Origin of the sequence: Ralstonia mannitolilytica (assembly GCF_905397375.1) — a bacterium.
Taxonomy (GTDB): Bacteria; Pseudomonadota; Gammaproteobacteria; order Burkholderiales; family Burkholderiaceae; genus Ralstonia; species Ralstonia mannitolilytica.
In genome coordinates this window covers 147,290-161,163 of sequence record NZ_CAJPVG010000007.1, presented here as the reverse complement: position 1 = coordinate 161,163, position 13,874 = coordinate 147,290, and the positions used below count along the sequence as shown (strand labels likewise).

Sequence of the window (13,874 nt, the reverse complement as noted above, 5' to 3'; positions counted from 1 at the left end):
GTTGACGATAGCGAAGTCGCCCACAATCGACCAATTAAATGTTCCGATAACTTCCATTCGATTTGCCACTACCGCGCCAGCATCAGATCAAGGTTCTGGACCGCTGCGCCTGAGGCGCCTTTGCCGAGGTTGTCGAACACTGCCGTGAGCAGGACCTGGCCGTGGTCGTTGGCGAACACGCCCAGCCGCATGTCGTTGGTGCCGTTGAGCGCCTGCGGGTCGAGATGCGGCACGGCGGACGGCACCTGCAGCGGCATCACCTCCACATGCTGCGCACCGGCGTAGTGGTCAGCCAGACATGCGTGCAGCGCCGTCGCATCAACGTCGGCGTTGAGCAGACGCAGCTCCAGCGGCACCGTCAGCACAATGCCCTGGCGATACGCGCCGTAGGCCGGGACGAACATCGGCCGCTGCGTGAGTCCGGCGTGCAGTTGGATCTCGGGCGTGTGCTTGTGCGCCAGACCCAGCCCGTACACCTGGAACGGCAGGGCGCTTGCTGCCTCCGGCCCCTCGTACGTTTCCACCGCGGCGCGCCCGCCGCCCGAATAGCCGGACACGGCATGAATGCTGATCGGGTAATCCGCCGGCACAAGGCCCGCCTGCACGAGCGGGCGCAGCAGCCCGATCGCGCCGGTCGGGTAGCAGCCCGGGTTGGTCACGCGCGACGCGCCCGCAACACGTTGAGCTTGCTCGTCGCTCATCTCCGGAAAGCCGTAGACCCAGCCCGGCGTGGTGCGATGCGCGGAGCTGGCGTCGATCACGCGCACGCGCGGGTTGACGATGGCTGCGACCGCCTCGCGCGCGGCCGCATCTGGCAGGCACAGGATGGCGATATCGCAGGCGTTGATGGCTTCGGCACGGCGTTGCGCGTCTTTGCGGGCGTCGGCGGGAAGCGTCAGCAGTTTCAGGTCTTGCCGCTCGACGCGGCCGCGCAGACGCTCGTGGATTTGCAGGCCGGTGGTGCCTTGGTCGCCGTCGATGAAGACGAGGGGCGTGGACATGGCGGGCGCTCCCAGGGAAAGAAGATGGTGGTGAATGCAAGCCCCATCTTCGGGCGCGACCTAGAATATGAAAAGTTGAATTTCACAACCGTCACATTCAGCTTTTCTGAATCATGCGAGAGATCAGCCTGGACCGCCTGCGCACGCTGGTCGAAGTTGCCCAGCGCGGTTCGTTTGCCGACGCGGCGCGGGCGCTCCATCTGGCGGCGCCCACCGTCAGCCTGCACATTGCCGAACTCGAAGATCGCGTGGGCGCGCAGTTGCTCTCTCGCAAGCGCGGGCAGGTGCAGCCCACCGCCATCGGCGAGGTGATGGTGGAGCGCGCCCGCAAGCTGCTGGCCGATGCCGAGCAGGCGCTGGACGACATCCAACGCCAGGTGCAGGGACTGAGCGGGCGCGTACGGCTGGGCGCGTCCACCGGCGCCATCGCCCACTTGCTGCCGCAGGCGCTGGAGGTGCTGCGGCAAGACCACCCCGGCATCGACGTGCAGGTGGCGGTGCTCACGTCGCAGGAAACGCTGGCGAGGCTCGCCGATGGCGCGCTCGACATTGGCCTCGTGGCACTGCCGCAATCGCAGGTGGCGGGGCTCGCCATCAAGCCATGGCGGCGCGATCCGGTGATGGCGTTCCTGCCGGCGCACTGGACGAGCCCCGCGCGCATCACGCCGGCTTGGCTGAGCGCGCAGCCGTTGATCCTCAACGACGCCACCACGCGTCTGTCACGCCAGACGACCGAGTGGTTCGCCACGGACGGTTATCACCCCGTGCCGCGCATCCAGCTCAACTACAACGACGCCATCAAGAGCCTGGTCGCCGCCGGTTATGGCGCCACACTGCTCCCGCACGAGGCGTCCGCCGCACCGTCGGATGTGCGCATCACCATGCGGCCGCTGCGGCCTGCGTTGTGGCGCGAACTTGGCATCGCGCACCGGGCCGGCCACGTCGAGCGATCGACCCAGCATGTGCTCGACGTGCTTTGGATGCTGCGCGCGAAATAGCGCATTGCGCGCCTTGGCACCGTGACGAGGCGGAGAATCCGATGAATAAAGTTTGACTTCTTGTGTCGTGACAACTATCGTACGATATGTTTTTCGACACAACCCGGCGAGCCTGGCTGCCCATTCCGAGCCGCGCGCGCCGCCTCCTCCCTTTCTTTCTTCGCCCTCATGCCTCTACTTGATGCCTCCCGCGAGCGCCGGTTGCTCTGGCTGCTCGCGCTCACGCAGTTCACCGTCATCATGGATTTCATGGTGATGATGCCGCTTGGTCCGCAGATCATGCATACGTTTGGCATCGGCCCGGCGGCGTTCGCCACGGCCGTGTCGGTGTATTCGCTGTGCTCGGGCGCTTCCGGCCTGCTGGCGGCCACGTACATCGACCGCTTCGACCGGCGACGCCTGCTGCTGACGGTCTATGGCCTGTTCACGCTCGCCAACATGGCGTGCGCGCTGTCCGGCAACTACGCCATGCTGCTGTTTGCACGCGCGTTTGCGGGCGTCACGGGCGGCGTGCTCGGGTCGATCATCCTGGCCGTGCTCTCCGACGTGATTCCGCCCGCGCGGCGCGGCGCGGCCACGGGCGTGGTGATGTCGTCGTTTGCGCTGGCAGCCATGGCGGGCGTGCCCGTGGGCATTGCGATTGGCGCGCACTTCGGCTGGTCGGCGCCGTTCTTCCTGCTGACGGCGCTCACGGTGCTGATCTGGCTCGGCGCGCGTCAGACCGTTCCGCCGCTGGCCGGACACCTCGCCGACAAGCGCAGCCAGACGTTCGGCGATGTCCTCGTCAACCTGTGGCGCCTGCTGACCAATCCGGGCCATCTGCGCGCGTTCGTGCTGACCTTCGTGATGATGGGCTCGCACATGCTGGTGATCCCGTTCATCTCGCCGGTGCTGGTGGCCAACCATGGCGTGGCGCCGCAGGATCTGTCGTGGCTGTACGTGGCGGGTGGTGCGGCGTCGTTCTTCACGTCGCGCGCGGTCGGCAAGCTGGCCGACCGCTACGGCCGGCGCCGCGTGTTCGTGGCGGCCACGCTGCTTGCCTGCATTCCCGTGCTGGTGATGACACATCTGCCCGACTGGCCCTTCGTTGGCATGCTGCTGTTCTTCCCATGCTTCATGGTGGTGCTGTCCAGCCGCATGGTGCCGATGCAGGCGCTGATGACGACGGTGCCGAACCCGCAGGTGCGCGGTGCGTTCCTGTCGGCCAACAGCGCCGTGATGTCGGTGGGCACGGGCGTGGGTGCGTGGCTGGGCGGCCTGCTGCTCAGCAATGGCGCGGCGGGCCACATCGAGGGTTACGGATTGAACGGCTGGCTGGCGGTGGCGGCCGGCCTGTTCTGCGTGTTCTGGATCAGCCAGGTGAAAGGCTCCGACGAGCGCGGCGATCCGTCGCTGGCGGCGCCGGCCGGCCCGTCTGCGCCGCACCCGGTGCCGCAAGCCCCGCAGGCGGAGAAGGCCTGAGCGCTACTCGGCTTCGAGCACCGTCTTGAGCTTCACCAGGTCGCGCTGCACCCATTCGGCATCGGCTTCGAACTGCGCGTCGTCCATGTTGGGCTGCTGAAACAGCGTGAGCGAGACCGTGGTGCCGGGGCCATTACGCACCACGCGCAGCGGCACATAGACGACATTGCCGTCGGGCATCCGCACCCAGTGGTCGGCGATGCCGAAGTCGTTGGGCGGGCTGAAGCGGATGAACACGTTGCCATCGGTGCCGGCAGGCGCCTTGGCAATCCATTCGTCAGGCGCCGCGCCAGAACCCTGCGTGCCGGGTGCGAGCCCTTCGGACAAGCCGGTCGCCCAGATCGGGAAATTCAGCGGCTCGGCGAGGAACGCGGCCACGTCGTCAAAGTGGCGTTCGACGTTGATGCTCAGGGTGCGGACGTTGTGCAGCATGAGGCCTCCGTGTGCGGCGCGCGCCGGTGCCGGGCAGTATAGGCGGCGCTCAGGCCGGCAGTTTACGGAAACTGACCGCCAGGCGGTTCCACGTGTTGATGGTGCAGACCAGCAGCGTCAGGTCGACCAGCTCGGCGTCGGAAAACTGCGCGCGCGCGGCCTGCCACACGTCGTCGGGCACGCGCGTTTCGCCGACGCGCGTGACGGCCTCGGTCCACGCCAGCGCGGCGCGTTCGCGGTCGGTGAAGAACGGCGTCTCCTGCCAGACGCACACCGCGGCCAGGCGCCGCTCGTCTTCGCCGGCCTTGCGCGCATCGGCGCTGTGCATGTCAACGCAATAGGCGCAGCCGTTGATCTGCGAGGCGCGCAGGCGCACGAGTTCGGTCAGCGGTTTTTCGAGCGAGCTTTTGCCCAGGGCTTTTTCGAGGCCCATGACGGCCTGGATGGCGGCGGGGTTGCTCTGGTAGAAATCGAGGCGGGGTTCCATGGCGGGCTCCTGGGGTTTCGTGCTGGAGGATCGAAGGCAGTCTAGGGTCCACCGTGGCGCCGTGGAATCGCCAATCGGCGTGAATATCAGGTAGCCACCTTGCCGAGCGCTTCTGCCAGCTTGCCGAGCGCCGTGTCGATCTCCGCCACGTTCACATGCCCGTAGCCGAGCAGCAGGCCGGGCTGCGGCGGCTGCGCCACGAACATCCGCGCCGTGCCGTACAGGCCCACGCCAACGCTGTGCGCGATCTGGAGCAGCTCCGCTTCCGGCAGCCGCGCCTGCACGCGCGCCGCCATGTGAATGCCCGCGGCAGACGGCAACGGTGCCAGCCACGGCGCCAGCGGGCCTCGCAGATGCCGCAGCAGCGCCGTGCGCCGGGCCGCATATTCCTTGTGCATGCGGCGCAGGTGCTTGGCGAAATCGCCATCGAGCATGAACTTGGCCAGCGCCGCCTGCATGAGCGATTCGCTGTGCCAGTCGGCCACCTGCTTGGCGTGCCGCAGCGGCGCCACCAGGGAGCCCGGTGGCACCATGTAGCCGATGCGCAGCTCCGGGAAGATCGTCTTGGAGAACGTCCCCACGTAGGCCACGCAGCCGGCGGCATCGAGGCTCTTGAGCGATTCCATCGGGCGGCCGTCGAAGCGGAATTCGCTGTCGTAATCGTCTTCGACGATCAGCGCGTCATGACGTTGCGCCCAGTCGAGCAGTTGCGCGCGGCGCGCGAGGCTCATCGGCATGCCGAGCGGAAACTGGTGCGATGGCGTCACGTAGACGAGCCTGGCCTGCGGCGGCAGTGCCTCGACGACCAAGCCCTGCGCATCCACCGGCACCGGCACGACGTTCGCGCCGAGCGCCTGCAGAGCGATGCGCACGGGCGGATAGCCGGGGTCCTCCACCGCCACCGTATCGCCGGGGCGCACCAGCACCCGCGCGATGAGGTCGATGGCCTGCTGCGCGCCATGCGTGACGATGATGTCCGCCCACGCACACACCACCGCACGGCTGAAGGCGAGATAGCGCGAAACCGCCAGCCGCAGCGCCTGGTCCCCGCCCGGATCGTGATAGCCGCCGCGCCCGCGTGCCTGCTGGCGCAGGGCGTGCGCCACGCAGCGGCGCCATGCGTCGAAGGGGAAGAGGCGCTTCTCGGTCACGCCGCCGGCAAAGTCGTACACCACGTTGGCGCGCGGCATCGGCAGCACGGCCGGCACCTCGTTCCACGGCGTGTCAAACCGGCGCACGGGCAGCGTGGGCGAGCCGAGCTGGGCGGCGGCCGATGCCGGCGGCGTGCGCGCACGCAAACCTTCGGCGGCCTCGGCGACAAACGTGCCCGAGCCGGGGCGCGATTGCAGGTAGCCCTCCGCCACCAGACGCTCGAACACGTCCAGCGTCGTCTTGCGGGATACGCCGATCTGCAGCGCAAGGTCGCGCGTGGAGGGTAGCCGCTCGCCCGGCACGAGCCGGCCATCGAGGATGGCGGTGCGGAGCTGCCGATAGAGCTGGCCGGCAAGGTCATGCCGGCCGTGGATCGTCAGATGGACATCCATCGTGGGCGCAGTGGGCGAGTGGGCTGCGCCATTCTACGGCGACGTTCAGCCCTCGCGGCCGTCCACGCGCGCGGTCATCAGCCACGGGGTGTAGCGCCACAGGTAGGCCGCAAACCCGGCGACCCACAACGCGCTGGCCGCGCCGATCCACACGCCGCGCGGCAGCAGCGCCGGCCCGGCAACGCGCACGATGGCAGCCAGCGCGATGGCGGCGTAGGCGAAGTTCTCGGCGCCGCCCGTGCGCAGCAGCCGGCCGGTGTGGCCCAGTGCCGTGCGCGTGATCATGCCGACGATGGCGCAGCCGATCGCGCCTGCGGTCAGGGCATGCAGCGCGGTGGAGCGGCTGCCCCAGCCAAGCGCCGCGGCCGCCAGCATCGCAAAGCCGATCGGCAAGAACCCATAGGCCACATGCAGGATGGCGACCATGGGCGTGCGCAACGTGCGGCGCGTATCCCAGCCGCTCCAGCGGGCGCCGTGAAGCACCGCCGCCGCGGCGAACACAATGGCCGGCACGATGCCTTCCACAGGCGCCGCCAGCACCACCACGGCCAGGGCCGTTGCAGGCACGATCGCGCGCTCCGCCCAGACCACGGTGCGGACGCGCACGTCCGGGATGGCGTTGGCCGTCAACATCGGGAACACGCGCCCGCCGATCACGGTGACGAACACGCAGACGAGGCCCGCCGCCGCGTCAAGGCAACGCAGCGCGACGAGGGGCTCGCCGCAGAGGAGCGCCGCATGGAAGCCGGCGTTGATGGTGCCCAGCACCAGCAGCGCAATCGCCAGGCCGTAGTTGCGCACGCTTTTCGCGCGCCGCAGGATGCGCAGGAATGTCACGCCGCACAGCGGCAGAAAGGCCACGTCCACCGCCACAGCCAAGGGCGCAGGGCCCGTCCACATCAGTACGCGCGCGGCGAGCCACAACGCGGCAAGCGCGGCGAGATGCATGCCTCGCGGCGTCTGCAGCCCCGTCCAGTTCTTGCCGGCGGTGAAAAGGAAGCCGACCACCACGGCAGCAGCAAAGCCGAACACCATTTCGTGCGCGTGCCAGAACAGCGGCGCCATCGTCGACGGGCCCAGCGCCGCGGGCAGCCACCCCAGCAGCGACCCCGCCCACAGCGCCATCCCGAGCGCGGCAAACGCTGCCGCCAGCAGATAGAACGGCCGGAAGCCGAGCGCCAGGATGGGCGGCCCCGCGTAACGTGGGCGGCCGTCCACGGCGGGCTGGCCGGCAAGGATCCGTTGCACCGGGGCTGGGCGGGACATGGTGTTGGGCGGCGGGCGCACTTAAAGGATGTCGTCAAGCAGGTCGGGCCCGAACACCTCGCGGTGGATGCGCTCGGCCGGCACGCCATTGGCGAGCAGCGCCGCGCGTTGCGCCTGCATGAAGGGCAGCGGGCCGCAGAGGTAGAAATCCGCATCGGTCGTGTCATCGCGCAGGAAGGCGTCGACCGCCATGCGGCCCGGCTGCGCCGGACGCGCGGCAAACTCGACGGCCTCGCCCGATTCGAGGAACACATGCGCCTCGAACGCCGGCAACGCCTGCGCGGCACGCTCCAGATCGTCGGCGTGGGCGACGTGCGATGCGGCGCGGTCGGCATGGCCGAACACGACCCTGCGCGCGCTGTTCTGCTGCGCGAGCGTGTTCAGCGTCGCGATCATCGGCGTGATGCCGACGCCGGCCGACATCAGCACGATGGGATTGCCGGTGGCGAGCTGCGGCACGAAATCGCCATAGGGCCGGCTGACGAGCAGCACCTCACCCTCGCGCGCGTTGGCATGCAGCCAGTTCGACACGGTCCCGGCAGGGCGGTCTGCATCGCCGGCATCCCGCTTGACCGAGATGCGCCACGTGCGGCCGTTCGGCGCATCCGACAGGCTGTACTGGCGCTGCTGCAGTACGCCCGGCGCAAGCTCCACCTGCACCGAGATGTACTGGCCCGGCAGGAAATCGCCCAGCGGGGCATCGCCCACGGCTTCGAGCGTGAGCGAGACCACGTCGACCGCCTGCTCGCGACGTTCGACAATGCGCACGGGCTGGCGGTGGTCCGGGCCGCTGCCGCTGTGCTGGTACAGGCGTGCTTCGGCGGCGATCAGCTCGGCGGCCAGCAGCCAGTACGCCTCGTCCCAGGCGGCGATCAGCTCGGGCGTGGCGGCGTCGCCCAGCACCTCGGCAATCGCGCCAAGCAGGTGGCGCGCAACGATCGGGTAGTGGCTCGGCTTGATGCCCACGGCAGCATGCTTGTGCACGATGCGGTTGACCACCGGCGCAAGCGCCGCGTTGTTGCCGTAGTTGGCGGCGTACGCAAACACGGCAGACGCCAGCGATTGCTGCTGCAGCCCGTTCGCCTGGTTGCCCATGTTGAACACGTTCGTCAGCTCCGGATGGCTGGCGAACAGGTTGCGGTAGAACGTCTGCGTGATCGTCAGCCCGTGCTGGCGCAGGACGGGAACACTGGCGTCAATGAAAGGCCGGGATTTTTCGGACAGCATGCTGGCTCCAAATATGCGTAGTAGATGCATCAAATAAAACGCGGAAGCGCCAGCCTGCGTGCCGACGTGCCCGCGAACCAGGCAACCGCTTGCGTTGGATTCTATTAAAGATGCATTTTTAATACAACAAAATGAACTGCGGCAAAGCGGCGCATCGCCCGGGCGGCTTCCCCGATAAGATTCGGCTCTTCTGAATGTTTTCCGCAGCCCGCCATGCGACTGACCGACTACACCGACTACGCCCTGCGCACGCTCATCTACGTGGCCGTGCATCCGGACGAGCTCGTCACGATCCAGCGCATCGCGGACACCTTCGGCATTCCGAAAAACCACCTCATCAAGATCGTCCAGCAGTTGGGGCAGGACGGCTTCCTGCGCACCGTGCGCGGCCGCGCCGGCGGCATCACGCTGGGTCGGCCTGCCGCCGAGATCAACCTTGGCGACGTGGTGCGCGCCACGGAACCGGACTTCCGCATGGTCGAGTGCTTCCATGCCGACGACAACCACTGCGTCATCACGCGCGTGTGCGGCCTGCGCGGCGTGCTGCACGCGGCGTTGCAGGCGTACTTTGATGTGCTCGATCGCTATTCGCTGCAGGACCTCGTCGACAAGCCCCGCGCTGTGAGCCGTGTGCTGGGAGCTGCCATACCGCTGCCCATGCCAGTTGGGCCCGGCAAGGCGGTGCCGCGCGCGTAGCGTCGTCTCACTCCGCTGCGGCGTCTGCCTCCTGACCTGCGGGCAGGCATGTTCGGTGCTGCACAACCGCTGTCGGCCGCGCCATTCCGGTGTCGGCCCGTTCAACAGATCAGCGGAGGTGTCATGAAATCGACTCGCGACAAGAGCGACAGGAGCAAGCACGCATCGCATGCCAAATCGACGTCCCACGGCAAGCACAGCAGCGCATCGAAGGACGCGTCGAAGGAGCGCAGCAGCCACGCCAGCCACGGCAAATCGAGCGAACGCGCGGGCGCCAAGTCCAACGAGCGCGGCGCACATGGCGGCAGCGGCACCCGCGAGCATGCCAAGCATTCGCCCATCGGCATCCAGAAGGCGCTGAAGGGGGCTTCGTACCCGGCGCGCAAGCAAGACCTGCTGGAAACGGCGCAGGCCAACGGTGCAGACGACAGCACCCTGCAGACCCTGCGCGACATGCCGGACGACGAGTACGACACGCCGGCAGCCGTTTCCAAGGCCATCGGCCACGAAATGTGACAGCCACGCACAGGAGGACGATTCCATGCAGAACAGCACATCAACGCACCGCTTCGGCGCCCGACGCATCGCGGCGCTATGCCTGGCCGGCAGCCTCGGGTTCTTTGGCGCGCTGGGCGCGGCCGGGGCGGCCACCGACAAGGCCGACACCACGTACGTCACCAAGGCGGCAGCGGCCGGCATGCTCGAAGTGCAGGCCAGCCAGACCGCCATCACGCGGGCAAGCAACCCAGACGTACGCGCCTTCGCGCAGCGCATGGTGAAGGATCACACCGCCGTCGGCGACGAATTGAAGAGCCTGGCCGGCAAGAAGGGCATCACCGTGCCCGATTCGCTGCCCCCGGACGAGCGCGCCAAGGTCGACAAGCTGAGCGCGATGGACGGCGCGAAGTTCGACAAGGCCTATGCCGAAGAGATCGGCGTGAAGGCCCACAAGGAGGCCGTGGCCCTGTTCGACCAGGCCGCCAAGAACGCGAAGGATCCGGATATCAAGGCGTTCTTCGCGCACAACCTGCCGGCGCTGCGCGAGCACCTGCAGATGGCGCAGCAATTGAAGCCCGCCAAGTAGTCACCCCACCGAGATGAGGCCATCATGAACAGCCGACACCAGAAGGGCGCTGGGCACCCGCCCGGCGACGACACGTATCTGACCGACGTGTCCGAAACCGATGAAGAAGGCACCACCGTGCGCGAAGCCGAAGTGCGCGCGCGCGACATGAGCGAGGTGGGCGGCCGCAAATCGCACCACCAACCGGTCGGCGAGGAAGAACGCGATACGTCTTCCAAGGACGCGCCCTGACTTGGGCGTGCATGCATCAGCCGGACAGCGGCCCCCTTTTGCAGGGCCGTTTGTTTTGGCTGCGGCACGGTGGCGCGGCTCTGTCCGGATCTGCCATTGGTGCCGGTGCAGTCACGCAGCGGTGCGGATCATGCGACCGGCGGCACGTCGGCGCGACGTAGCCACACCGTCACGGCAAGGCCTTGGCCGCCCGGGCCGGGTGCGAGCGCAATCTGCCCGCCCATGCGGTCGACGATCTGTCTCACGATCGCCAGGCCGAGGCCGCTACCTTGCGTGTGGACCGCGAGGCGCGTGAACCGCTCGAACACGCGCGCATAGGCCTCGGGCGGAATGCCAGGGCCGTTGTCGATCACGGTCAGCATGGCCCAACCGTAGTCCGCCGAAACCTGCACCGTTACGCGGCCACCTTCCTGCGTGTAACGCACGGCGTTATCGACGAGGTTGAACAGCATGGCGGCGATCAGCGTGCGGTTGCCCACTGTCCACACCGGCTGTTCGGCCGGCTCCATGCCCAGATCGATACGGCGGCCATCGGCCAACAGCGCGAGGTCTTCCAGCACGGTGCGCGCCACCTGTGAGAGGTCCACCACCTCGCTCGTCGCGGCCGAGGCTTCGGCCTGAGACAAGAGCAGCAAGTCGTTGATGAGATCCGCCAGATTGCGCGTGCTGGTGCGCGCGGCCTTCAGGACTTCGTGGAGCGCGGCATCGGCGTTGGTTTGCGCTGCTACCTGCATCTGCGTATCGAGAATCGCCAGCGGCGTGCGCATCTGGTGGGCAGCATCGGCAATGAAGCGCTTCTGCGTGAGCGCGTTGTCGGCAATACGCTGCAGGTACTGGTTGAACGCGCCGGCAATCGGCTGCAGTTCGTGCTGCAGGCCGTCGGGGTCGAGCGGCGCAAGGTCGGTGGGCGCGCGTGCCGACACATTGCCGGCCAGCCGCAAGATCGGTCGCAGCTCCAGCGTCAGGCCGATGAGGATCATCGCCAGCGCCAGGCCCACGAGCGCAAGCTGGCGTACCGTGGCCGGCCACCACAACTGGCGGATCATCGCGTCGCGCCCGTTCGTGGTTTGCGCGACGCGCGTGACGACGCGCTCGGTGCGGCCGGCGTCGTACATGGTGCGCACCACGGCGGCCACGTGCACAGGCCGGCCCTCTACGGTATCGGTGTAGGTGCCGGCGTCCGCCAGGCCCGCCGCATCAAACGCAGGGCGCGTGCCGAAGTCGAGCCGCCCGGCCAGCAGCCGGCCATGCTCGGTGCTGACCTGGTACGTGACCTGGTCGCGCACGGGGCTTTCGGGCGCGGCAAACACCGCCAGCGCGGCCGGCGGCACCGAGACGCGCAAGCGGCCGTCGTCCCATTCGACCTGGCCGCTGATCATCTGCGCGGCCGTGTCGAGCGCATGAAAGTGCACGAGATCGGCGTTGTGGCGTGCGGCCGCCAAGTCCAGCCAGCCGTCCGCCGCCACATAGACGACCAGCGGCAGTGCCAGCCACAACACCAGCCGCGCACGCAGGCTGTGCGCTCGCGCGGGGGCGGGGCCGGACTGCGCTGGCGCTGGATCAGGACTGCGCAGCGGAGGCATCGCGCAGCAGGTAACCGAGGCCGCGCAGCGTGACGATGGTGGCAGCGGAATGCTCCAGCTTCTTGCGCAGGCGGTGGATGTAGATTTCGATGGCCTCGGGGCTGGCTTCGTCGTCCATCCCGAACACGCCGTTCACCAGCGCCGGTTTCGAAACGGTGCGGCCCAGCTTGAGCATGAGGATTTCCAGCACGGTGTGCTCGCGCGCAGGCAGCACCAGAGGCTGGCCGGCCAGATTGAAGGTGCGGCTGCCGGTGTGGTACGTCAGGTCGCCGCATTGCAGCTCGACGGACTGGTCGGGCGCGCTGCGCCGCACCAGCGCCTGGATCCGCGCAATCAACTCGCGAATCTCGAACGGCTTGACGAGGTAGTCGTCGGCGCCGGCACCCAGGCATGCAACCTTGTCGTCGATCCCGCCGCTGGCCGTGAGGATCAGCACCGGCACGGCGTTGCGCCGTCCGCGCAAACGTTGCAATACGCCTTGCCCCGACAACGTGGGCAATTGCAAATCGAGCAGGACCACGTCGTAGTGTTGCGTGAGCAACAACGTGTCGGCGGATTCGCCATCGGTGGCGTGATCCACGGTGAAATGGGCGCGGCGCAGGGCTTCAGACAGCCAGTGCGCCAGCGGGGCGTTGTCTTCGATCAGGAGCAGCTTCATGCGAAAACAGCGCGTCCGAAAAATGAAAGCGATTTGTGGGTTGCCGCTTCCTAGAATGGTGGCGGCTGCCTACGCGCGCCGGAGGCATCACTCACCAGCTCCGGACCGCGCGATACCGATATCTACAAAAGAGCCGGAGACAACTCAATGGGTGTTTTTACCTGCAGGAGCGCCCGCGCACGCGGCCTCCGGGGCTGGATCACGCCGTGGCTCGCTGCCCTGCTGGCAGTGGCAGCCTCACACGCCCTCGCCCAAGACCCGACGCGACTGACGCTCATGGTCAGCGGCACCGCCAAGATGATCTACCTGCCCGCGACGCTGGCGCAGCGCCTGGGCTATTTCCGCGACGAGGGGCTCGAGGTGGAACTGCTCTCGCAGCCTGCCGGCGTCGATGCCGAGAGCGAACTGCTCACCGGCTTTGCGCAAGGCGTGGTCGGCTTTTATGACCACACCATCGACCTGCAGGCCAAGGGCAAGGAAGTGCGTGCCATCGTCGTATTCAGCCAGGTGCCGGGCGAAGCGGAAGTCGTCTCGACACGGTTGCCGGCAGCCGTGCAATCGATGCGTGACCTGCGCGGCCGCACGCTGGGCGTGACGGGGCTGGGCGCATCGACGAGCTTTCTCACGCGCTACCTGATGGCGCAGCAGGGGCTGTCGGCCGGCGATTACACCATGCTGCCGGTCGGCGCGGACCGCAGCTTCGTCACCGCACTGCGCAACGGCCGCATCGACGCCGGCATGACCACCGACCCGACGGTCACGCGGCTCGTGCACAGCGGCGAAGCCCGCGTGCTGCTCGACTTGCGCACGCTGGAAAGCACGCGCGCCGCGCTGGGCGGCCCGTATCCGGCCGCGTGCCTGTACCTGCAGACCGAATGGCTCGAAGCGCATCCGGATATCGCCGCCAAACTGGCTCGCGCCTTCGTGCGCACCCTGCGTTACATGCACACGCATGGCGCGGAAGACATTGCCGCCCGCATGCCGGCTGAATTCCGGCGCGATCATCCCGAGCTGTACGCAAAAGCGCTTGCCGCCGCGTTGCCCACCTTCAGCCCCGACGGACGCATGCCGGACGACGGCCCACCCACCGTCCTGCGCGTCCTCGCCGCCAGCAATGCCAACGCGCGCGACAAGCACATCGACCTCTCGCGCACCTATACCAACAAGTTTGTCGATCAGGTGCGCGAGCGCCGCTAGCTCCAGCCA

General features: G+C 67.9%; 15 protein-coding genes. 7 read left to right on the top strand and 8 right to left on the bottom strand.

Translation table 11 applies throughout. From position 1 onward, the window contains the following. Positions 1-68: 68 nt before the first annotated feature. Positions 69-1,001, bottom strand: a complete 933-nt coding sequence (gene argC / locus KHN96_RS14815) for an N-acetyl-gamma-glutamyl-phosphate reductase (RefSeq protein ID WP_062737653.1) — start codon at positions 999-1,001, stop codon at positions 69-71. 113 nt (positions 1,002-1,114) lie between these two features. On the opposite strand from argC, the gene KHN96_RS14810 reads away from it, so the two are divergent. Continuing rightward, entirely contained in the window at positions 1,115-1,999 is an 885-nt protein-coding gene (locus tag KHN96_RS14810; RefSeq protein ID WP_045785357.1) for a LysR family transcriptional regulator, read from the top strand. A gap of 168 nt (positions 2,000-2,167) precedes the next feature. After that, positions 2,168-3,460 (top strand): MFS transporter, encoded by a 1,293-nt coding sequence (locus tag KHN96_RS14805; RefSeq protein ID WP_062737654.1) that lies wholly within the window; start codon positions 2,168-2,170, stop codon positions 3,458-3,460. A gap of 3 nt (positions 3,461-3,463) precedes the next feature. On the opposite strand, the gene KHN96_RS14800 is transcribed toward KHN96_RS14805, so the two are convergent. The 5 genes from KHN96_RS14800 to KHN96_RS14780 form a co-directional block, all read right to left on the bottom strand. Further along, a complete protein-coding gene (locus tag KHN96_RS14800; protein WP_045785355.1) occupies positions 3,464-3,892 on the bottom strand; it encodes a hypothetical protein in 429 nt (142 codons plus the stop codon). Positions 3,893-3,941: 49 nt separating this feature from the next. Next, positions 3,942-4,379 carry a carboxymuconolactone decarboxylase family protein gene (locus tag KHN96_RS14795; protein WP_045785354.1) on the bottom strand — a complete coding sequence of 146 codons (438 nt, stop codon included), beginning with the start codon at positions 4,377-4,379 and terminating at the stop codon, positions 3,942-3,944. Positions 4,380-4,465: 86 nt separating this feature from the next. Beyond that, positions 4,466-5,923 (bottom strand): MocR-like pyridoxine biosynthesis transcription factor PdxR, encoded by a 1,458-nt coding sequence (gene pdxR / locus KHN96_RS14790; RefSeq protein WP_062737655.1) that lies wholly within the window; start codon positions 5,921-5,923, stop codon positions 4,466-4,468. A gap of 45 nt (positions 5,924-5,968) precedes the next feature. Continuing rightward, positions 5,969-7,189, bottom strand: a complete 1,221-nt coding sequence (locus KHN96_RS14785) for an NnrS family protein (RefSeq protein ID WP_062737656.1) — start codon at positions 7,187-7,189, stop codon at positions 5,969-5,971. 21 nt (positions 7,190-7,210) lie between these two features. Then, on the bottom strand, positions 7,211-8,416 hold the full coding sequence (locus KHN96_RS14780) for a globin domain-containing protein (RefSeq protein WP_062737657.1): 1,206 nt from the start codon (positions 8,414-8,416) through the stop codon (positions 7,211-7,213). A 213-nt stretch (positions 8,417-8,629) separates the two neighbouring features. Between KHN96_RS14780 and KHN96_RS14775 the strand changes: the two genes are divergently transcribed. From KHN96_RS14775 to KHN96_RS14760, 4 genes are all read left to right on the top strand, one after another. Beyond that, positions 8,630-9,112 carry an RrF2 family transcriptional regulator gene (locus KHN96_RS14775; protein WP_062737658.1) on the top strand — a complete coding sequence of 161 codons (483 nt, stop codon included), beginning with the start codon at positions 8,630-8,632 and terminating at the stop codon, positions 9,110-9,112. A 123-nt stretch (positions 9,113-9,235) separates the two neighbouring features. Next, positions 9,236-9,628 (top strand): DUF2795 domain-containing protein, encoded by a 393-nt coding sequence (locus KHN96_RS14770; protein WP_045785350.1) that lies wholly within the window; start codon positions 9,236-9,238, stop codon positions 9,626-9,628. 25 nt (positions 9,629-9,653) lie between these two features. Beyond that, entirely contained in the window at positions 9,654-10,196 is a 543-nt protein-coding gene (locus KHN96_RS14765; protein WP_045785349.1) for a DUF4142 domain-containing protein, read from the top strand. A gap of 24 nt (positions 10,197-10,220) precedes the next feature. Further along, positions 10,221-10,427, top strand: coding sequence for a hypothetical protein (locus KHN96_RS14760; RefSeq protein WP_062737659.1), 207 nt, complete (start codon positions 10,221-10,223; stop codon positions 10,425-10,427). Between the two features lie 128 nt (positions 10,428-10,555). Here the strand turns inward: KHN96_RS14760 and KHN96_RS14755 are convergent, their stop codons facing one another. Next, positions 10,556-12,010 carry a sensor histidine kinase gene (locus KHN96_RS14755; RefSeq protein WP_062737660.1) on the bottom strand — a complete coding sequence of 485 codons (1,455 nt, stop codon included), beginning with the start codon at positions 12,008-12,010 and terminating at the stop codon, positions 10,556-10,558. After that, a complete protein-coding gene (locus KHN96_RS14750; protein ID WP_062737661.1) occupies positions 11,988-12,668 on the bottom strand; it encodes a response regulator in 681 nt (226 codons plus the stop codon). Before KHN96_RS14750 ends, KHN96_RS14755 begins: the two co-directional genes overlap by 23 nt. A gap of 147 nt (positions 12,669-12,815) precedes the next feature. Between KHN96_RS14750 and KHN96_RS14745 the strand changes: the two genes are divergently transcribed. Beyond that, complete coding sequence (locus tag KHN96_RS14745) at positions 12,816-13,865, top strand: ABC transporter substrate-binding protein (protein ID WP_062737662.1); 1,050 nt, start codon at positions 12,816-12,818, stop codon at positions 13,863-13,865. The last annotated feature ends 9 nt before the right edge of the window (positions 13,866-13,874 follow it).